This is a genomic window from Streptomyces sp. NPDC033216 (assembly GCF_055577115.1).
Genome location: NZ_JBVIQK010000003.1, coordinates 269,108 through 288,932 on the forward strand (window position 1 = coordinate 269,108; position 19,825 = coordinate 288,932).

Annotated in this window: 19 protein-coding genes; 13 read left to right on the plus strand and 6 right to left on the minus strand. The window is 71.9% G+C overall.

All coding sequences use genetic code 11. The annotated features are described in order from the left end of the window. Positions 1-356 precede the first annotated feature (356 nt). A complete protein-coding gene (locus ACZ5Y0_RS07855; RefSeq protein ID WP_469127738.1) occupies positions 357-1,199 on the plus strand; it encodes a polysaccharide deacetylase family protein in 843 nt (280 codons plus the stop codon). A gap of 85 nt (positions 1,200-1,284) precedes the next feature. Here ACZ5Y0_RS07855 and ACZ5Y0_RS07860 read toward each other — a convergent pair whose 3' ends face one another. Further along, a complete protein-coding gene (locus tag ACZ5Y0_RS07860; RefSeq protein ID WP_469127739.1) occupies positions 1,285-1,956 on the minus strand; it encodes a class F sortase in 672 nt (223 codons plus the stop codon). Positions 1,957-2,290: 334 nt separating this feature from the next. On the opposite strand from ACZ5Y0_RS07860, the gene ACZ5Y0_RS07865 reads away from it, so the two are divergent. Next, on the plus strand, positions 2,291-3,259 hold the full coding sequence (locus tag ACZ5Y0_RS07865; RefSeq protein ID WP_469127740.1) for a hypothetical protein: 969 nt from the start codon (positions 2,291-2,293) through the stop codon (positions 3,257-3,259). A gap of 144 nt (positions 3,260-3,403) precedes the next feature. Here the strand turns inward: ACZ5Y0_RS07865 and ACZ5Y0_RS07870 are convergent, their stop codons facing one another. Further along, positions 3,404-4,168: a bestrophin-like domain gene (locus tag ACZ5Y0_RS07870; RefSeq protein ID WP_469127741.1), complete on the minus strand. Its 765-nt coding sequence runs from the start codon at positions 4,166-4,168 to the stop codon at positions 3,404-3,406. Positions 4,169-4,187: 19 nt separating this feature from the next. Continuing rightward, a complete protein-coding gene (locus ACZ5Y0_RS07875; protein ID WP_469127742.1) occupies positions 4,188-4,316 on the minus strand; it encodes a hypothetical protein in 129 nt (42 codons plus the stop codon). 920 nt (positions 4,317-5,236) lie between these two features. On the opposite strand from ACZ5Y0_RS07875, the gene ACZ5Y0_RS07880 reads away from it, so the two are divergent. The 4 genes from ACZ5Y0_RS07880 to ACZ5Y0_RS07895 all read left to right on the plus strand — a co-directional run bounded on the left by ACZ5Y0_RS07880 (position 5,237) and on the right by ACZ5Y0_RS07895 (position 9,924). Further along, positions 5,237-6,205, plus strand: coding sequence for an SCO0930 family lipoprotein (locus tag ACZ5Y0_RS07880; protein ID WP_469128029.1), 969 nt, complete (start codon positions 5,237-5,239; stop codon positions 6,203-6,205). Positions 6,206-6,543: 338 nt separating this feature from the next. After that, positions 6,544-7,356, plus strand: a complete 813-nt coding sequence (locus ACZ5Y0_RS07885) for an SAM-dependent methyltransferase (RefSeq protein WP_469127743.1) — start codon at positions 6,544-6,546, stop codon at positions 7,354-7,356. Beyond that, the gene (locus ACZ5Y0_RS07890; protein WP_469127744.1) at positions 7,353-9,488 is read left to right on the plus strand and encodes a putative bifunctional diguanylate cyclase/phosphodiesterase; all 2,136 of its coding nucleotides are present in this window, start codon (positions 7,353-7,355) and stop codon (positions 9,486-9,488) included. The genes ACZ5Y0_RS07885 and ACZ5Y0_RS07890 overlap by 4 nt, the downstream gene beginning before the upstream one ends. A gap of 49 nt (positions 9,489-9,537) precedes the next feature. Next, positions 9,538-9,924 carry a nuclear transport factor 2 family protein gene (locus tag ACZ5Y0_RS07895; RefSeq protein ID WP_469127745.1) on the plus strand — a complete coding sequence of 129 codons (387 nt, stop codon included), beginning with the start codon at positions 9,538-9,540 and terminating at the stop codon, positions 9,922-9,924. A gap of 347 nt (positions 9,925-10,271) precedes the next feature. On the opposite strand, the gene ACZ5Y0_RS07900 is transcribed toward ACZ5Y0_RS07895, so the two are convergent. Continuing rightward, positions 10,272-11,156 (minus strand): LysR family transcriptional regulator, encoded by an 885-nt coding sequence (locus ACZ5Y0_RS07900; RefSeq protein WP_469127746.1) that lies wholly within the window; start codon positions 11,154-11,156, stop codon positions 10,272-10,274. A gap of 131 nt (positions 11,157-11,287) precedes the next feature. Between ACZ5Y0_RS07900 and ACZ5Y0_RS07905 the strand changes: the two genes are divergently transcribed. The 6 genes from ACZ5Y0_RS07905 to ACZ5Y0_RS07930 all read left to right on the plus strand — a co-directional run bounded on the left by ACZ5Y0_RS07905 (position 11,288) and on the right by ACZ5Y0_RS07930 (position 17,705). Next, positions 11,288-11,959, plus strand: coding sequence for a succinate dehydrogenase (locus ACZ5Y0_RS07905; RefSeq protein WP_469128030.1), 672 nt, complete (start codon positions 11,288-11,290; stop codon positions 11,957-11,959). A gap of 1 nt (position 11,960) precedes the next feature. Further along, positions 11,961-13,910 (plus strand): fumarate reductase/succinate dehydrogenase flavoprotein subunit, encoded by a 1,950-nt coding sequence (locus tag ACZ5Y0_RS07910; RefSeq protein ID WP_469127747.1) that lies wholly within the window; start codon positions 11,961-11,963, stop codon positions 13,908-13,910. After that, positions 13,907-14,653, plus strand: a complete 747-nt coding sequence (locus tag ACZ5Y0_RS07915; protein WP_469127748.1) for a succinate dehydrogenase/fumarate reductase iron-sulfur subunit — start codon at positions 13,907-13,909, stop codon at positions 14,651-14,653. Before ACZ5Y0_RS07910 ends, ACZ5Y0_RS07915 begins: the two co-directional genes overlap by 4 nt. Positions 14,654-15,085: 432 nt before the next feature. Further along, positions 15,086-15,859 carry a GNAT family N-acetyltransferase gene (locus tag ACZ5Y0_RS07920; RefSeq protein ID WP_469127749.1) on the plus strand — a complete coding sequence of 258 codons (774 nt, stop codon included), beginning with the start codon at positions 15,086-15,088 and terminating at the stop codon, positions 15,857-15,859. After that, positions 15,859-16,794 (plus strand): lysophospholipid acyltransferase family protein, encoded by a 936-nt coding sequence (locus ACZ5Y0_RS07925; protein ID WP_469127750.1) that lies wholly within the window; start codon positions 15,859-15,861, stop codon positions 16,792-16,794. The genes ACZ5Y0_RS07920 and ACZ5Y0_RS07925 overlap by 1 nt, the downstream gene beginning before the upstream one ends. After that, the gene (locus ACZ5Y0_RS07930; RefSeq protein ID WP_469127751.1) at positions 16,791-17,705 is read left to right on the plus strand and encodes a PRC and DUF2382 domain-containing protein; all 915 of its coding nucleotides are present in this window, start codon (positions 16,791-16,793) and stop codon (positions 17,703-17,705) included. The genes ACZ5Y0_RS07925 and ACZ5Y0_RS07930 overlap by 4 nt, the downstream gene beginning before the upstream one ends. A 118-nt stretch (positions 17,706-17,823) precedes the next feature. Here ACZ5Y0_RS07930 and ACZ5Y0_RS07935 read toward each other — a convergent pair whose 3' ends face one another. After that, entirely contained in the window at positions 17,824-18,840 is a 1,017-nt protein-coding gene (locus ACZ5Y0_RS07935) for an LLM class flavin-dependent oxidoreductase (protein WP_469127752.1), read from the minus strand. Positions 18,841-18,889: 49 nt separating this feature from the next. Further along, positions 18,890-19,060, minus strand: coding sequence for a 50S ribosomal protein L32 (gene rpmF / locus ACZ5Y0_RS07940; RefSeq protein ID WP_279549144.1), 171 nt, complete (start codon positions 19,058-19,060; stop codon positions 18,890-18,892). Positions 19,061-19,190: 130 nt separating this feature from the next. Between rpmF and ACZ5Y0_RS07945 the strand changes: the two genes are divergently transcribed. After that, the gene (locus tag ACZ5Y0_RS07945; RefSeq protein ID WP_469127753.1) at positions 19,191-19,682 is read left to right on the plus strand and encodes a phosphatase domain-containing protein; all 492 of its coding nucleotides are present in this window, start codon (positions 19,191-19,193) and stop codon (positions 19,680-19,682) included. The last annotated feature ends 143 nt before the right edge of the window (positions 19,683-19,825 follow it).

Consider the following 19,825-nt stretch of genomic DNA (forward strand, 5'->3'; position numbering starts at 1 on the left):
GGCGTGCGCAGGGAGGGCGCGGACAGGGAGACTCCGACGGCGTCCCAGGAGGCGCAGGTCCGTCCGGGGCGGGCACGAACGGCCGCGGCCCGGTGCGTGGCGACGGGACGACGACGGCGGGGCGCGGAACACCGACGTGTCGACCCCCCTTCGATGGGCGCGCCGCGCCCCGCCCCGCGCGCGACCGCCTGGTCACGTCCTCGGCCCGCCCGACGTTCCGTGAGTCGTCGCCCGTTCCCGGGTACGCCGCCGCTGACCCGGCCGGGGAGCCGGCCGCTGCGCCGAGCGGGTGGATTCGTGCCGCCGGGACGGTGTCGTGGTGGTGCGTCGGGGGCCGGCCGGGCGACTGATGACACATGCAGAAGGATCAGTTGTTCACCCGGCGCGCGGCGTTGCTCGCCGGCGCCGCCGCCGTCGGCGCGGCCGGCACGGCCTCTCTGTTCGTCGGGGGAACGGGTGGCGGGGCACCGGTCCGCCCCGGCGCCCCGGCGGCCGGTGCTCCCGCGCACCGCCTCGCGATGAAACCCTCCGCCTACCGCCTCCAGCCGTTGACCGGCTACGGCCCGCCGCGCACCGCGGCCGCCCGCACCCCCGTACGGCGCGAACCGCTGCTGCGGATCACCGGTCGCGGCCGCACCATGGTGCTGACCTTCGACGACGGCCCCGACCCCCGTTACACTCCGGGCATCCTCGACACCCTCGCCTGGTACGACGTCCGCGCCATGTTCTTCGTGTGCGGGGAGATGGCCGCCGACCACCCCGACCTGCTGACCCGGATGGCCGACGAGGGGCACACCGTCGGCAACCACACCTGGTCCCACCCACTGCTCACGAAGTTGACCCGCCGCCAGATCCGCTCCGAGATGACCCGCACCAGCGACGTCATCGAGAACGCCTACGGCGAGCGGCCCCGCTGGTTCCGCGCCCCCTACGGCGCCTGGAACCGCGCCGCCTTCCAACTCGGCTCCGAACTCGGCATGGACTCCCTGGCCTGGACCGTCGACACCCTCGACTGGACCACCCCCGGCACCGGCACCATCGTCGACCGGGTCGAGACAGGCGCCGCCCCCGGTGTCGTCGTCCTCTCGCACGACGCGGGCGGCGACCGCACCCAGAGCGTGCGTGCCCTGCGCCGCTACCTGCCCCGGCTCCTGGACTCCGGGTACCACATCACGGTGCCGCAGCGGCAGCGCACCTGAGGCCTCCCGTTCGTACGTGCCGGGCCCGCGGGCCATGGCACCGCCCTTCGCCCCGCCGGCGTTCGCCCGCCCGATCGGGGTCCGTTCAGCGGACCTGGACCAGGCGGGCGAAGGCGACCACATTGCCGTCGTATCCATTGGCCTTCGAGAATCCGCCGCCACAGGTGATCACCCGGAGTTCGGGCGAGCCCTTGGAGGCGTAGACGCGGTCGCCGGGGAAGTTGTTCTTCTCGAAGACCTCGATGCCGTAGATCTCGAACACCGCGGTTCTTCCGTCCCGTCGGGCCACCTCGACGTGGTTTCCCTTCTTCAGGGCGCCGAGACCGTAGAACACGGCCGGCCCCTGCGTGTTGTCGACATGGCCGACGACGACCGCGGTCCCCTTCTCACCGGGGGAGACGGCACCGGTGAACCAGCCGGCAAGATTCGGGTCCTCCGGGGGCGGCGCGCCGACCCAGCCGTCGGAATCCAGGCCGACCTGCGTGACCGGGGCGTCGACCTGGATGGCGGGGATCCGGACCCGGTCGGGTTCCGAGAACGGCAGGGCCTGAGCCGCGTTGCCGAAGGTGCCCTGGGTTGCCTGGGCGTCGGCGGCCGCCGCGGACGCGGGCTGCGGCGGGCCGGCATCGAACTCCCCCGAACCATTCCGGATGAGCGCGAGACCGGTCAGCAGAACAAGCGCTATCACCCCCCAAGGGGCGCGCTTCTTCGGCCGCTCCTCCTCTTCCGCCATTCCGGACAGCTCGTACCCAGACATTCGCCATCCCCTTTCGACGCGGCCGTCGCCACGTCCTTTCGCGCATACCGGAACGCTAAGTCCCGCAACGGAAACCGGCGACGGGGCGAGGGCGAACGGGTGGCCCGCGTGTCTCCGGTCCGCCATCCGAGTCGCCACCCACAGGAAATTTCTGACGGTTCGTGACCTGCGGTGATAGCCGATTGCGCGTATTCACCTCGGCGTGTCCGCTCACCAGGACGGACCATTCCCGAAGTGCGGGTGCGTGCGAGGCGTCCGAGGGTCGACTCGGGAGGCGTTCTCTCGCCGACAGACCGGGGACGGGCCCCGGGGCGCCTTCCGCGGAGGATCACACATGCGAAACTCACGCGCCCTGGCGGCCGCGGCCACAGCGGTCGCCGTCCTCGGGTTCGCCGCCCCCGTGGCCGTCGCGGACGGAATGCCACCCCACCCGGGCAGCCAGAACGACAACAACTGGGCGGACCCCGGTGACAACAACGGCGGGGGGCGCCCGGGCAACGGCAACTGGGGCGGAAACAACGACGGCGACAACGGCGGTAACAACGGTAACAACGGAAACAACGGAAACAACGGGGGGAACGGCGGCAACAACGGGGGGAACGGCGGAAACAACGGTGGCAACAACGGAAACGGGGGGAACGGGGGCAACGGCGGCAACAACGGCGGGAACGGCGGGAACGGCGGAAACAACGGAAATAACGGCGGGAACGGGGGGAACAACGGCGGGAACGGGGGGAACGGCGGCGGGAACGGGGGGAACGGCGGCGGGAACAACGGCGGGAACGGGGGGAACGGCGGCGGGAACAACGGCGGGAACGGCGGCGGGAACGGCGGCAACCACGGCGGGAACGGCGGCAACCACGGCGGGAACGGTGGCAATGGCGGTGGCAACGGGGGGATCTCCCCGAGCAACATCTCCGCGCTGCCCAGCGTCGTCGCCCGCGGCGGTCGGCTGACCGTGACCGTCGACGGATGCAGGGGTGGCGGCACCATGAGTTCGGACGCCTTCCCGACGGCCAACCTCAGGCCCGCCAACGGCGCAGGCCACACGGCGCGGGGCACCGCGACGGTCAACAGCAACGCGCGTCCCGGCTCGCACAGCATCACCGTCAACTGCAACGGCCGTACCCTCACCCATCCCACCGCCTTCACCGTCATCGGCGGTGTCCGCGGCGGTCTCGGCGGCAGCAGCTCCAGCGGTGCCACCCCGACCGACGTGGCCATCGGAGGCGGACTGGTGGCCGCGGCCGTCATCGGCGGCGGCGTGTTCTGGCTGCGCCGACGCGCGGAGCGCCGCGCCTGACGCCCTTCTCGGACTCTTAGGAGCGTGGCATCGGCTCTTCGGGCGCACGGGCACGGCACACCGCAGGCCTTCGCCCCGGCCCCTGGAAGGGGCCGGGGCGAAGGCCTGCGGTGTGCCAGGCGCCGTCGTCCCGGCCGGTGCGCTTCAGTCCTTGGCGTCCGGGAAGAGATGCAGGAAGGGCTCGGCCGAGGCGGTGATGCCCCGGCTGTAGGGCGCGTCGAAGTCCCAGATCAGGAACAACAAGAAGGCGATCAGCGCGGAGAACAACCCCGCCAGGATCAGTTCCCGGGTGGTGCGGCGGATCTGGAGGGCGAAGACCATGCCGACGGTGATGACGGCGCCGGTGAGGAGCCCGAACCACACCACGCCGGGCATGGTCGCCCCGGTGGAGCCGGCCCGGTTGTTGCGGGCCTGGTCGGCGGTGGCCATCTGGTCGAGGAGTGGTTGGTAGGCCTGTGCCTCGAAGTCGGACGCGGGCCGGTAGTCGGTGAGGTCGACGCGGAGCCGTTCGAGGAGTTCGTCGCCGCGCTCGGTCACCTCGCCCTTGTCGGCCATCGCCTTCCACTCGGTGGTGACGACGTGTGTGACATAGGCGTCGACGTCCCCCCGGACGCGGTCCCGCACGTCGGACGGATACACCCGCACCCGCTCCGAGATCTCGTGCAGCGACTGGGCCTCCGCCTGGACGTGGTCCTGGGCGACGCTGCGGGCCTCCCAGACACCGGCGATCGCCAGGCCCAGGACGATGGCGTACACCACGCCGATCCACATCGTCATGTACTCGATGACGTCCGGAGTCTCGGACGGGTCCTCGTCGTCGGACGCCGTGCGGTGCCGGACGAAGGTGACGGCGACCACGACCGCGCACGCGGCGAGCATCGCGAGGATGAGAACAAGCCATTCCGGCAAGAGAAGCTCCTGAGGGGCGTCAGCGGGGCCGCAGCGCGGCGACGGCGATGACCGCGGGCACGGTGATGAGCAGGACGTAGGTGACCGGCGACTGGTGGTGCCGGACGGGCGCCCGGCGCGGCTGCGCGTGGTAGGCCGGGTAGGTCACGGGCGACGCGGACGGCCGCGGCGTGGGCTTGGGCGGTGGTGCGGGCGGGGGAGTGGGCGCCGGCGCGGGGAGCGGTGGCGGGACGGGCACCGCGGGCTTCGGCGCTGCGGGGGGCGGGGGCTCGGGCTGTGTCCGGGGTGGCGAGGTCGGCTTCGGCACCGGTTCGGGGGCCGGTCGCGACGGGGGCTCCGGTGGCGGTGGCGGTGGCTTCGGCGGCGGCGTCGGTTGAGGAGGTGACGTGGGTTTCGGGGGTGGCGTGGGTTTCGGCGGGGGCTCGGGCTTCGGCGGCGTGGGTGTCGGGCACCCAGGCGGGGGTTGGGGCTTCGGCGGGGCCGGTGCCGGGCACCCCGGCGGGGGCGGCCACCCGAGGTTCCCCGCGACCGCCACCGCCTCGGTGCCGTCCGGGCCCGTCGAGGCGTACGCGCAGGCGTCGGCCACGGCCGTCCCGGCCGGGGCGGCCATGAGGATCCAGGCCACGGTCACCAGGGCCAATGCCCGGCTCACCAGGGCGGATCGGGTCGTTTCGGAACCATGCACGACGAGATCATGGGGCCTTGCGCGCGGGCGCACCCCCGGGGGCGGGGGTGATTGCCCCGAACGGGGGATGTCCGGCCCACCGGGTTTGTCCGCCGGGCGTTCGCACGTCCGGATAGACGTACCTGTGTGCGATACCGGTCGGTGCCGCGTACTCGTGCGGGCGGAGCACGCGTACGCGCCCGCGAGTCGATCGCACGTCCCGGTGTGCCTGCGGGCAGCGCGTGATCACGGGCCGGCGGTGGCCCGACCGCGGGCGGCGGCACGGGTGGCGAAAAGAAATCTGTGCCGCCTTTGAACGCAACGACCCCCGCCGTGCGTACCCATGACCGTGCGGCGGCGCAGCAGGGCGCTGCAACACCCTTGGGATGATCGGGGAGTTGAAGATGAAGACCTCCTGGCGGAGCGCCTCACTCGTGGCGAGCGCTGTGTCTGTTCTGGCGCTGACGACGGCGTGCGGTCAGGAAGGCGGCACGGCGTCCAGCCAGAACGTGGGTGTCACGGCCCCCGCCGGTACCGTCGCCGGCGTGGGCAGCGGCTACGGAGGCGTCGGCGAGGGCAGCAGCCCCAGCGCCGGTGCTCCGGCGGCTGTCGGCGCGGGTGGCGCCGCCCAGGCCGGTACGGCGGGCCAGCTGGCCGTCTCCGCCAACGCGGAGCTGGGAAAGGTCCTGATCGACGCGGCCGGTATGACGCTGTACCGCTTCGACGCGGACACCGCGGAACCGCCCAAGTCCAACTGTGACGGCGACTGCGCGACGACCTGGCCGCCCGTGCCGGCCGACGACGCCACCGCCGGCGACGGCATCGACAAGTCGCTGCTCGGCGAGGTCACCCGCACCGACGGCAGCAAGCAGCTGACCGTCGACGGCTGGCCGGTGTACCGCTATGCCAAGGACACCAACGCCGGTGACACCAACGGCCAAGGGGTGGGCGGGAAGTGGTTCGCGCTGGCCCCCGACGGCAAGAAGGCCAAGTCGGCCTCCGCCGCCGCCGGCCTGTCCGTGCGCAAGGACCCCAACCTCGGCGACATCGTCGTCGACAAGAACGGCATGACGGTCTACCGCTTCGTCAAGGACGAGGCGTGGCCGAAGCCGGTGACCGCGTGCCTGGGCGCCTGCCTGGAGAAGTGGCCGGCCGTCGCCCCGGTCGCCACCAACGACACCGAGGGCGTCCAGAAGAAGGGCCTGATGAGCTTCACCCGGCCCGACGGCGTCAAGCAGATGACGGTCAACTGCTCGCCGATCTACACCTTCTCCGGTGACAAGTCCCCCGGGGACATCAACGGTCAGGGTGTCGGCGGCACCTGGTACGCCGTGGCCCCAGACGGCAAGCTGGTCGGCGCGCCGAAGCAGTAGGGATCACCTCCCCAGGACTGATCCCCGCTCCTGCCACGGCACGTACGATCCCCGGTCCGCCCCCTCCGCGCCGCACGGAGGGGGCGGACCCTTGTGCTGCCGGGGCACCCGCCCTTGGCCCGCCGTCTGCGTGGTGTTCGGCCGCGCTCCACCCGGCTGGGAGACCCTCCGGAGCACATCGGGTACTTTTCGTGAGCACTTTCGGGGTATGTCATTTCGGCATGTGCCGCAGGTAGTGACCGGGAACGGACGGTCAATTTCCGTTTCTGCTCGCCCTGTTGGCGGGCGATCAGTAGCCTCTGCTCGAACACCGGATCGCCTACGCCTTGGAGAGATAGATGGATCGTCCCGCCTGGGCCCCACGGAGCATCGACATCTCCGTGCCCAGTGTCTCGCGGATCTACGACTACTACCTGGGCGGTTCGTACAACTTCGAGGTCGACCGGGAAGCGGCCCGCAAGGCCATGGAGTTCATGCCGGGACTCCCCAAGATCATGCAGGCGAACCGGGCGTTCATGCGCCGCGCGGTGCGCTACGCGGCCGGCGCGGGCATCGCCCAGTTCCTCGACGTAGGTTCAGGCATCCCGACCTTCGGCAACGTCCACGAGGTGGCCCAGGAGGCCCGGCCCGGTGCCCGGGTCGTCTACGTCGACCACGACCCCGTCGCCGTCGCGCACAGCCAGGTGGTGCTGGAGGGCAACGCGGACGCCGCCGTGGTCGCCGCCGACCTGCTCAAGCCGCGGGACATCCTCGCCAGCCCGCAGGTGGAGCAACTGATCGACCTGGAGCGGCCCGTGGCGCTGCTGCTGGTTGCCATACTGCACTTCGTGGAAGACACGGACGATCCGTACGCCGCGGTCGCCGAGCTGAGTGCCGCGCTCGCGCCCGGCAGCATGCTCGTCCTCACGCATGCCTCGTACGAGGGAATCCCGCTGCCGCGAGGGCGGGCCGAGGGCGCGGTGGACGTATACAAGGACATTCGCAACCCGCTGGTCATGCGCTCGCGTGACGAGATCGCGCGGTTCTTCGAGGGGTACGACATGGTGGAACCGGGACTGGTGCCGATGCCGCACTGGCGGCCGGAGACGGCACCGGAGGACGAGGACCCGTACGCCTTCTCCGGTTTCGCGGGCGTAGGGCGCACTTCGTGACCGCCGAACCGGACGGGCCGGAGGACAGACTGCGGCGGTTCGCGACGATCTGGAGCCGGGCGGTCTTCCCGGTCACCTCCACGTCGCTGACCCGGCCGGAGCTGGAGGAGCGGCTTCTGCCGCTGGCCCGGCGCTTGAGCGAGGCGCTGCGCGCCAGGAACTTCGACGCGCAGGCCCCGAAGGCGGTCGGAGCCGCCCTCGTCGGCGCCCACTGCACCGACCCGGACGCCCTCGCCCACAGCCTGGACTGCGTCGACGCCTACCTGGTGCTCTACTGCGGCGAGGACGGCCCCCAGGAGGACCTGCGCACCCGCTGCTCCCGGCTCCAGCACGCCATGGCCGCCGGTTTCGCGCAGGCCCTGCGCGAGCGGACGCTGGCCGAGCAGGAGTCCATCGCGCAGGCCGCGTTGCGGGCCCAGGGGGTGGTGGCGCAGGCGTTGCACGCCAGCGAGGCCCGCTTCCGCGCGGTCTTCGAGGGCGCCGCGATAGGAATCGGCATCGCCGACCTGGAGGGCAACATCCTCCAGGTCAACGGGGCGCTGGTACGCATGTTCGGCGGAGGCGAGCAGACGGTCCGCGGGCGCAACGTCAGCGAGTGGACGCACGCCGACGACGCCCCCCAGGTCTGGCGGCTCTACGAGGAACTGGTGCGCGGCGAACGCGAGCACTACCACGTCGAGAAGGCGTTCTACCGGCCCGACGGCACCGTCCTGTGGACCAATCTCACGGTCTCGCTGCTGCGCGACGCCGACGGACGGCCGCAGTACCAGCTGGCGCTCATGGAGGACACCACCGAACGTCGGCTGCTCAACCTCCGGTTGCGGTACGAGGCCACCCACGACGCGCTCACCGGCCTGCCCAACCGCACCCTGTTCTTCGAACGTCTGGAGAAGGTCCTGGCCGCCGGCGACGGCCAGCGCTTCGGCCTGTGCTACCTGGACCTGGACGGTTTCAAGACGATCAACGACAGCCTCGGACACGCGGCCGGCGACCGACTGCTCGTCGAGGTCGCCGACCGGCTACAGTCCTGCGCGACCGCGCCCGGCGAGATGGTCGCCCGGCTCGGCGGCGACGAGTTCGTGGCACTCACCACCGGCCCCGACACCCACCGTGAGGTCGACGACCTCGCCGCACGCATCATGAACGCCCTGGTCGCGCCCGTGCGCATCGAGGGCCGGGAGCTGACCGTGCGCGGCAGCATCGGCATCGTGGAGGGTCCGGCGGGGGAGCGCAGCCCCGCGGAGGTGCTGCGCAGCGCCGACATCACCATGTACCGGGCCAAGTCGGCGGGCGGCAACCGCTTCGAGCTGGCCGACCCCGAGGCCGACGCCCGCGCGATCACCCGCCACGGTCTGACGACGGCTCTGCCGGCCGCGCTGGAGCGGGGCGAGTTCTTCATCGAGTACCAGCCGCTCGTCCACCTCGGCGACGGCAGTGTGCGCGGCGCGGAGGCCCTGGTGCGCTGGCTGCACCCCCAGCACGGCGTGCTCGGCCCCGACCGGTTCATCCCGCTCGCCGAGCACACCGGGCTGATCGTGCCGCTGGGCCGGTGGGTCCTCGAGCAGTCGGTGCGCCAGGCCCGCGACTGGTGCCGGCGCAGCGGCGGGACAGGTCCCCTACGGATCAACGTCAACCTCTCGCCGTGCCAGCTCACCCACCCCGGGCTGGTGCAGGACACCGTCGACATCCTGGAACGCGCGGGCGTGGCGCCCGAGGCGCTGTGCCTGGAGGTCACCGAGTCGGCGCTGATCGGCGCCGACGACGACCTCCTCAAGCCGCTGCGCAGGCTCGCCGAGATGGGCGTCGACATCGCCCTGGACGATTTCGGCACCGGGTACTCCAACCTCGCCAACCTGCGCCGGCTGCCGGTGAGCGTCCTCAAGCTGGACCGCTCCTTCACCCAGAGCATGCAGCAGTTCCCGGCCGACCCCGTGGACCTCAAGATCGTCGAGGGGATCGTCTCGCTCGCCCACAGCCTGGACCTCGCGGTCACCGTCGAGGGCGTGGAGACCGGCGCCCAGGCCGAGCAGCTGCGCATACTGGGCTGCGACACGGCCCAGGGCTGGTACTACGCCCGCCCCGGCCCGCCGGACCGCCTGCACGAACTGGCCCTGGTGGACGCGACGGGGTGATCGGACAACTCGGTCGCGGGGTGCGGGGGTCGCCGACGAAGATGGCTGGGTGACCCACGAGAACGACGACGTGAACGAGGCGATCGCCGGCGAGCTGGCCCTCATGGACCCCGCCGTGCGTGCCTCCCGCGCCCTCTTCGCGCGGCTGCTCGACCCCGAGTTCGTCGAGGTCGGCTCCTCGGGCCGCCGCTACACGTACGAGGACATGCTGGCCCGGCTGCCCGACCACCCGGGCAGCTCGCGGGGCGGCCCCCGTTACGAGCCGTCGCCGATCAAGGGCGTCCTCCTGGCCCCCGGTCTGATCCACCTCACCTACGAGACGGACTTCGACGGCCGGCGAGCCCGCCGCACCTCGCTGTGGCGCAGACAGGCCGAGCAGACGGGCTGGCGCATGTACTACCACCAGGGCACACCCGTACCGCCGGACCTCTCCTGACCTGAGGGCATGCCGAAAGGGGCGCGCGAGCATCCCGAAGGGGCGTGCGAGGAACCGCGCGACCGGCGGCGAAGGCGGCGGAGCCGGTACGGGCGCATCCGGGACCGGCCGGCGGGTCTCCGCTGCCCGCAGCACACCCCAGAGGAGCCGGGAACGGCGCGCCGGGTCACGGCAGGTGCCGCAGCCCGAGACCCCGCCGTCCTCGTGGCGCGTCCGGGGCAAAGGCCTGGAAACCACGTGATCCCAGGTCATCAGAGGGCAGGGGAACCACGCGCCCCGTCACCGCGGCGCCGCCCCCGACGCACCGGGCACCCGCCGCCCTCCCACCCGCCCATGCGGCGCAGCCCTCACCGCTCCAGCAGCATCCGCTGCAACTCCCGAGCAGCACGAGGCGGAGCCACGTCACTGCGGTGCGCCAGCGCGATCGCCCGATGCAGCCCCGGCCGGGCCAACGGAGTGACCCGCAGCCCCCCGCCCGACCGGGCGGCCACCATCCGGGGCACGACGGCCACTCCCAGTCCGGCCCGCACGAACCCGAGCACCGCGTCCATCTCCCCGCCCTCCACCGCGAGGTCCGGCTCGAACCCCTCCGCCCGGCACGCGGCCACCGTCAGTTCCCGCAGGTCGTAGCCGTGCCGGAACATCACCATGCGTTCGCCCTCCAGGTCCGCGATCCGCACGGTCCGGCGGCCGTGCCCCGGCCGGGGCGCCTCGGGCGAGGACACCACCACGAGGTCCTCCCGCAGCAGCTCCACCGTCGTCAGAGCGGGAGAGGGCGTCGGCAGCGGCAGCACCACCAGGGCGAGGTCGAGCGCGCCGCGGGCCAGCTCCCGCACCAGGTCGTGCGAACCGCCCTCCTCGATCAGCAGCCGGATGCCGGGGTAGCGGTCGTGGAAGGCGCGCAGCACGTCCGGCAGCAGGCCGGTGCACAGGCTGGGCGTCGCCCCCAGCCGCACCCGGCCGCTGCGCAGCTGCACCAGCTCCTGCACCTCGTGCCGGGCCGTCTCCGTGTCCGCCAGGATGCGGCGGGCCAGCGGCAGCAGCGCCTCACCGGCGTCCGTGAGTGTGATGTTGCCGCGCGCCCGCTGGAACAGATCGGCCCCCAACTCCCGCTCCAACGCCTTGATCTGCTGCGACAGGGAGGGTTGCGCGACATGGACCAGCTCGGCGGCCCGAGTGAAGTGCCGGGTCTCGGCGACCGCCACGAAGTACTGGAGCTGCTGGAACTGCATCCATCCATGATAGCCAGTCGATAGGGGTTGCCTATGGAAACGAGCCGTACCATGTCTTGGACTGATGGGTCCGTCGGGCCTTAGCGTCCTGTTCCATGGCTCTGGCAACGCGGACGGACCGACGGACGTCCATGGCGCGCACCGTGTGGGACTCCTCCCTCGGCAAGAAGACAGTGATGGCCGTGAGCGGTCTGATCATGCTGCTGTACCTGGTCGCCCACATGATCGGCAACTTGAAGATCTTCTTCGGGCCGGGCGAGTTCAACCACTACGCGCACTGGCTGCGCACGGTCGGCGAGCCGGTCATGCACTACGAGTGGACGCTGTGGCTGATCCGGATCGTGCTGGTCGTCGCGGTGGTCGCGCACGCCGTGTCCGCCTACCAGCTCAGCCGCCGCGACCTCGAGGCACGCCCGAGCAAGTACGTCCACAAGAAGCCGCGGGCGAGTTACGCGACGCGCACCATGCGCTGGGGCGGGACCATCCTCGGCCTGTTCATCCTCTGGCACCTCCTCGACCTGACGACCGGCACCGTGCACTCCGGCGGCTTCCAGGAGGGCCGGCCCTACCAGAACGTCGTGGACACCTTCTCCACCTGGTACGGCAACCTCGTCTACATCGTCGCGATGCTCGCCCTCGGGCTGCACGTCCGGCACGGCTTCTGGAGCGCGGCCCAGACCCTGGGCGCCGGCAGCCGCACCCGCGACCGCGCCCTCAGGACCGTCGCCGACATCCTCGCGCTGCTGCTCACGGCCGGCTTCGTCGCCGTACCCGTGGGCGTCATGACCGGAGTGGTGAGCTGAAATGACTTCCTACGCGGACTACACGACCGGCCAGCCCGTCGTCGACGCCAAGGCTCCCGCCGGGCCGATCGCCGAGCGCTGGGACAGGCGCCGTTTCGAGGCCAGGCTGGTCAACCCGGCCAACCGGCGCAAGCACACCGTCATCGTCGTCGGCACCGGCCTCGCGGGCGGCTCCGCCGGCGCCACCCTCGCCGAACAGGGCTACCACGTCGTCCAGTTCTGCTACCAGGACTCTCCCCGCCGCGCCCATTCGATCGCCGCGCAGGGCGGCATCAACGCGGCGAAGAACTACCGCAACGACGGCGACTCCATCCACCGGCTGTTCTACGACACCGTCAAGGGCGGCGACTTCAGGGCCCGCGAGTCCAACGTGCACCGCTTGGCGCAGATCTCGGTGGAGATCATCGACCAGTGCGTGGCGCAGGGCGTGCCCTTCGCGCGGGAGTACGGCGGTCTGCTCGACACCCGCTCCTTCGGCGGGGTCCAGGTGTCCCGCACCTTCTATGCCCGCGGCCAGACAGGTCAGCAACTGCTGCTCGGCGCCTACCAGGCACTCAGCAGGCAGATCGCCGCGGGCAACATCGAGATGCACCCGCGCACCGAGATGCTCGACCTGATCGTCGTCGACGGACGGGCGCGCGGGATCGTGGCGCGGGACCTGATCACGGGGAGGATCGACACGTACGTCGCGGACGCCGTCGTACTCGCCAGCGGCGGTTACGGGAACGTCTTCTACCTGTCGACGAACGCCATGAACTCCAACGCCACCGCGATCTGGCGGGCGCACCGGCGGGGCGCCCACTTCGCCAACCCCTGTTTCACGCAGATCCACCCGACCTGCATCCCGCGCACCGGCGACCACCAGTCCAAGCTGACGCTGATGAGCGAGTCCCTGCGCAACGACGGCCGGATCTGGGTCCCGAAGGCGAAGGGCGACACCCGGCCGGCGAACCGGATCCCCGAGGACGAGCGCGACTACTACCTGGAGCGCATCTACCCGTCCTTCGGCAACCTGGTCCCGCGTGACATCGCCTCCCGCGCCGCCAAGAACGTCTGCGACGAGGGGCGCGGCGTCGGCCCCGGCGGTCAGGGCGTCTACCTGGACTTCGCCGACGCGATCGAGCGGATGGGGCGCAAGGCCGTCGAGGCCAAGTACGGCAACCTCTTCGACATGTACCAGCGGATCACCGACGAGGATCCGTACCAGGTGCCGATGCGGATCTACCCCGCCGTGCACTACACGATGGGCGGCCTGTGGGTCGACTACGACCTCCAGACCACGGTTCCCGGCCTGTTCGCGATCGGCGAGGCCAACTTCTCCGACCACGGCGCCAACCGGCTCGGGGCGTCCGCGCTGATGCAGGGCCTGGCCGACGGCTACTTCGTACTGCCCGCCACCATCAACGACTACCTCGCGCGCAACCCGCGCCAGAGCGAGGTCGGCGACGAACACCCCGTCGTGCAGGAGGTTCTGGCGGAGACCCAGGACCGCCTGAACCTTCTGCTGTCCGTCGACGGCGACCGCACGCCGGACTCCTTCCACCGCGAGGTCGGCGAACTGATGTGGGAGTTCTGCGGCATGGCCCGCACCGACTCCGGCCTGCGCAAGGCCCTCGAACGGATCCCGCAGATCCGCGAGGAGTTCTGGCGGCGTATCAAGGTCCCCGGCACCGGCGAGGAGTTCAACCAGTCCCTGGAGAAGGCGAACCGCGTCATCGACTACCTGGAGCTGGCCGAGCTGATGTGCCTCGACGCGCTGCACCGCGCCGAGTCCTGCGGCGGTCACTTCCGCGAGGAGTCCCAGACCCCGGACGGCGAGGCCGCCCGCCGGGACGAGGAGTTCGCGTACGCGGCCGCCTGGGAGTTCACCGGCACCGGCGAAGCGCCCGTCCTGCACAAGGAAGACCTGGTCTTCGAGTACGTCCACCCCACCCAGCGGAGCTACGCATGAAGCTCACCCTGCGCGTCTGGCGGCAGCGCAACGCCGACGCCGAAGGCGCCATGTCCACGTACGAGGTGGACGGGATCTCCTCCGACATGTCCTTCCTGGAGATGCTCGACACCCTCAACGAAGAACTCATCCTCAGGGGCGAGGACCCGGTCGCCTTCGACCACGACTGCCGCGAGGGGATCTGCGGCGCGTGCTCCCTCGTCATCAACGGCGACGCGCACGGACCGGAACGCACCACCACCTGCCAGCTGCACATGCGGTCCTTCCGGGACGGCGACACGATCGACATCGAGCCGTGGCGGGCGTCCGCGTTCCCGGTGATCAAGGACCTGGTCGTGGACCGCTCGGCCCTCGACCGGATCATCCAGGCAGGCGGCTACATCACCGCTCCCACCGGAGCCGCCCCCGAGGCGCACGCCACACCGGTGCCGAAGCCGGACGCCGACTTCGCGTTCGAGCACGCCGAGTGCATCGGCTGCGGGGCCTGCGTCGCCGCCTGTCCCAACGGCGCGGCGATGCTGTTCACCTCCGCCAAGATCAACCACCTGAACGTCCTGCCGCAGGGCGCGCCCGAGCGGGAGACGCGGGTGCTGGACATGGTGGCGCAGATGGACGAGGAGGGCTTCGGCGGCTGCACGCTGGCCGGCGAGTGCGCCACCGCCTGCCCGAAGGGCATTCCGCTGGTCTCCATCACCGGAATGAACAAGGAGTGGCTGCGGGCCACGAGGAAGGTGAAGCGGTAGCGCCGTAGGGGGAGGCGTCGTTCGCGGGGCGGGGGAGGGCCGCATACCGATCGCGCGGTTCCCCGCGCCCGGTGGCCGGTCGCGTGCACCCCGCGTCTTCCTGGCCGGCCGCGCGTTCCCCGCGCTCTTCGGGTGCTGCCCGCAGCGTGGCGCGGAAAAGCCCCCGCGGTGCTGCCCGCAGCGTGGCGCGGAAAAGCCCCCGCGGTGCTGTCCGCAGCGTGGGAATCAGACGTTCGCCGAAAGCGCGGACGGGCGGGGCCGGGAGTGGTGCTCATCCCCGGCCCCGTCTGGCTCTTCCGGCGCTCGCCGAGCGCCAGGCATTCAGCTTTCCCACACCCGCCCTCCTGGCACACGTCACGTACACGCCAACCGGCATCGGAAGAAACAGGGGGTACCGCTCCGTCCCACCTCGTGCGTGTCCAGGAGAGAGCCATGACCGGCGTTTCCACCCTCGATCGTCCCGCGCAGTCCACGGCCCCCGTCCGCTACACCGTCGCCCTGGCCCGCGACGAGGCCGATGTCCGGGCCGCGCAGCGGCTGCGGCACGACGTCTTCGCCGGGGAGATGGGGGCCCTGCTCACGTCCTCGCGGCCCGGCCTCGACGCCGACCCCTTCGACGCCCACTGCGACCACCTGCTGGTCCGCGAGGCCGACACCGGTCAGGTCGTCGGCACCTACCGGCTGCTGCCGCCGGAGCGCGCCGCGATCGCCGGGCGGCTGTACTCCGAGGCCGAGTTCGACCTGACGCCGCTGGACCACATCCGGCCCGGCCTCGTCGAGGTCGGCCGTTCCTGCGTGCACCCCGACCACCGTGACGGTGCCGTCATCGGCCTCATCTGGGCCGGCATCGCCCGCTACATGGTGGACAACGGCCACGAATGGCTGGCGGGCTGCTGCTCCGTCTCCCTCGCGGACGGCGGCGCCGTCGCGGCCGGCGCCTGGGACCGCGTGCGGGAGAAGCACCTGGCGCCCGAGGAGTTCCGGGTACGTCCACTGCTGCCGTGGGTGCCGCGGCAGGACCTGGCGCTGCCCGGCCACACCGAACTGCCCGCCCTGCTGCGCGGCTATCTCCGACTCGGTGCCTGGGTGTGCGGCGCCCCCGCCCACGACCCGGACTTCGGCGTCGCCGACCTGTACGTGCTGCTGCCGATGCGTCGGGTGAACCCCCGCTACCTGCGGCACTTCCTCTCGCTCGTCCCGGCCTGATGAGCGTCTGGCTGCCCAGCGCGCCCTGTACTCCGCGGGCGTGCGTGGAGGCGACGGTTTCCGCCACCGCCGTACCGCGTGCGGTACTGCGGCTCGTGATGGTCCTGGCGCTTGTGCTGGCCGGGATCGCGCTGCTGCCGGTCGGCGGTGGCGTCCCGGCCGGGCTGGTGCGCCGGTGGGCACGGGCCGTCGTGCGGGCCGCCGGGGTCCGGCCGCGGGTCACCGGCGCCGCCGTGCCCGAAGGTGGTCTGCTGCTGGTCGCCAACCACATCTCCTGGCTGGACATCCCGCTGCTGACCGTGGTCCGCCCGGCCCGGATGATCGCCAAGGCCGAGATACGGCGGTGGCCCGTCGTGGGCCCGCTGGCCGCCCGCGGCGGCGTCCTGTTCATCGACCGCGACCGGCTGCGGGGGCTCCCGGGCACGGTCTCCCGCATCGCCGCGCTGCTGCGCTCGGGGGCCGCCGTCGGGGTCTTCCCGGAGGGCAGTACGTGGTGCGGCCGGGCGCAGGGCACCTTCCGCAGGGCCGTCTTCCAGGCCGCCCTGGACGCGGGGGTGCCCGTCCAGCCCGTCCGCATCCGCTACCGGCTCACCGGGGGCGCCGCCACCACCGTCCCCGCGTTCGTCGGCGAGGACTCCCTCCTCGCCTCGTTGTGGCGGGTGGTCACGGCGCGGGGGCTGGTGGCCGAGGTCGAGGTGCGCCCCGTGATCAGCCCGGGCACCCACGCCGACCGCCGGTCGCTGGCCCGGGCCGCCCAGCCGTGCCCCGGCCCCGGTCGGGCGGGACCGGGGCATCCGGCCGCGGTCCGCGGGATGCCGCCGCGTCCCCTCCGCCGAACCGGTGAGAGGAATATGCGTATTTGTCTGTTTCCAGTGTCGTGTGGCGGTCACTCGGAACCCCAGAAGCTGTCACTGGAAGGGAGGGCGATTCCATGATCGCCCGCGAAGAGATCAGGAATGTGCTGGACCATCCCGTCTACGACGGGGAGGGACACAAGATCGGCGAAGCCAAGCACGTCTTCTTGGACGATGTGACCGGACAGCCCGAATGGGTGTCGGTCAAAACGGGCCTCTTCGGTACGAGTGAGTCCTTCGTGCCGATCCGCGACGCCTCGATGGTGGAGGACCACATCGAGGTCCCCTACGACAAGGACCGCATCAAGGGCGCGCCCAACGTCGACGTCGACTCCGGCGGACACCTCTCGGAGGACGAGGAGCACCGCCTGTACGAGTACTACGGCATCGACTGGGACAGCGTTCTCGACGACGACGCCACCGGCGAGAGCGGTGGGGTGGCGGGGACGGACACCTCCGCCAGGACGGGCACCTCCGCGAGGACCGACACCGCCACGGGCACCTCCGCGGCGGCCGGTACGGCGGCGGGCGGCGCTCCCGGCATGCGGCCGGGTGAGGCGGACGCCGGTTACCGGGAGGGCCGGTCCGGCGACGACGCCATGACCCGCTCCGAGGAGCGGATGAACGTAGGCGTCGAGCGGCGCGAGGCCGGGCGGGCCCGACTGCGCAAGTACGTGGTCACCGAGGAGGTCGAGCAGACCGTGCCGGTGCGCAGGGAGGAGGTACGCGTCGAGCGCGAGCCCATCACCGACGCCAACCGCGATGCCGCCCTCTCCGGTCCGGAGATCAGTGAGGCCGAGCACGAGGTCGTCCTGCACGAGGAGCGTCCTGTGGTGGAGACCGAGGCCGTGCCGGTCGAGCGGGTCCGGCTGGCCGCCGACGAGCGCGCCGAGGAGGAGACCGTGCGCGGTCAGGTCCGCAAGGAACGCCTCGAGACCGAGGGTGTCGAGACCGAAGGGTACGACGACGACAACCCGCCGGACCGCCGGTGAGCTTCACCAACCGTCCGCACGGTGAGCCGGGCCGTACGGTCACCTCGGTGGTGCCGGGACGCGGCGGGCGGCGGCATCGGCCCGCCGCCCGTGTCGCGTCCTCGCCGTCCCCCCGCACTCAGGCGCGCGGCGGGCGGCCCCCGTGCACGACGGCAGCCAGTCGCCGGTAGGAGTCCAGCAGCGCCCGCCGGTCGTAGGTGCTGGTCGTGACGAGGACCTCCTCGGCCCCGGTGTCCTTCAGCAACGCCTCCAGTTCACGGGAGACCTGCTCCTCGGTGCCGGCGATCTGGCCGGCCAGGCCCGACTCGTAGAAACCGCGTTCCCGCGTCGTCATCGAAAGAGCCTCGACCCGCTCGGCCGGGGGCAGCGGCGGGAACGTGCCGTGTGTGCGGGAGTACGCCATCGACCAGGCCTCGGGGATCAGCAGCCGGCGGGCCTCCTCGGGCGTGGCCGCGACGGCGATCGTCCCGGAGACGACGACGTACGGTTCCGCGGCCCAGGGGGAGGGCCGGAACCGGGCGCGGTAGTCGTCGACGCCGCGACGCAGCCGGTCCCGGTCCCGCAGATCGCCGATGACCATCGGCAGACCCACCTCCGCCGCGATCCGCGCGCCCTCACCCACGGCCAGCACGAACGGCGGCACCTTCAGCCCCTCGGCGGGGCGCGCGTGCACGCCGGTCGGGGAGGTGCCACCGAACCAGCCGAGCAGTTCCCGCAGTTGGGCGCCGAAGTCCTCGGCGTCGTCCTTGTCGCGTCCCAGTGCCCGGCGGACCGCGCCGGTGAAGCCCACCGAGCGGCCCAGCCCCATGTCGATCCGGCCGGGGAACAATGACTCCAGCACGCCGAACTGCTCGGCGACGACCAGCGGCTGGTGGTTGGGCAGCATCACCCCGCCCGTGCCGACCCGGATGGTGGCGGTCGCGGCGGCGACGGCGGCGGCGAGGACGGTCGGCGCGGAGCCGGCGACACCCGGCACTCCGTGGTGCTCGGACACCCAGAAACGGTGGTAGCCGAGCGCCTCCACGTCCCGCGCCAGGGCCACGGTGTCCCGCAGCGCCGCCTCGGCCGTATGGCCCTCGCGCGTGCGGGAACGGTCGAGGACGGAGAACCTGGCGGCTTCGATCGCAGAACTCACACGGTGTTCAACGCGTGACGGGCGCCGGGATTCCCGTACGGCGTCGTGGTCAGCCCTCGGGCCGCAGCAGGCCGCGCTCGTACGCCTTCACCAGGTGCTGCGGCACGAGGTGGCGGACGCCGTCCACGGTGACCGGCACAAGTGCCGGGGTGGCCGCCTTCCACTGGGCGCGGCGGTGACGGGTGTTGCTGCGGGACATCTTCCGCTTGGGTACGGCCATGGGAACCTCCTCGTCGGGCTGAGCACCGAGGACGCTACATGAAAATGGATACCGTTAACAATGGTGTGCGGTGTGCGATCCTGCCGGACCGTGAGGTTGCCCGGGTGGGGGAGGTCTCTAGGGTGGTGCCGTGACCGACAGCAGCAGGCGGCCCCTCGCCGTGTTCGACCTGGACAACACCCTCGCCGACACCGCCCACCGGCAGCGGTTCCTGGAGCGCAGGCCGCGGGACTGGGACGCCTTCTTCGCGGCGGCGCCGCAGGATCCGCCGCTCGCTCAGGGTGTCGCGCTGGCCGTGGGGAGCGCGCGCGAGTGCGAGGTCGTCTACCTGACCGGGCGGCCGGAGCGCTGCCGGCAGGACACCCGTGAGTGGCTCGAGCGGCACGGGCTGCCCGAGGGGCGGGTGTACATGCGGCGCGACGGCGACCGACGGCCCGCCCGCACCACCAAGCTGGAGATCCTGCGCCGGCTCGGCAGGGACCGCGAGGTGCGGGTCCTGGTGGACGACGACGAACTGGTCTGCGACGAGGCGGAGGCGGCCGGCTTCTCGGTGATCCGGGCGCGCTGGGCGAGGCCCTCGGCCCCGCTGCGTATCGCGCAGGAGCGGGAGGGGCGTACCTGAGGGGGCGTCTCCGACGGCATCCCCCGGGCCCGGTGACACCACCCCGGGTCATCCGATCGACAGGGGGGCAACAACCATGTCGGGCCCGGAGGCCGGCGGCCCTCTTGCAGGGCTGCCAAGAAGGCGACGGGGCGGCCGGCGGG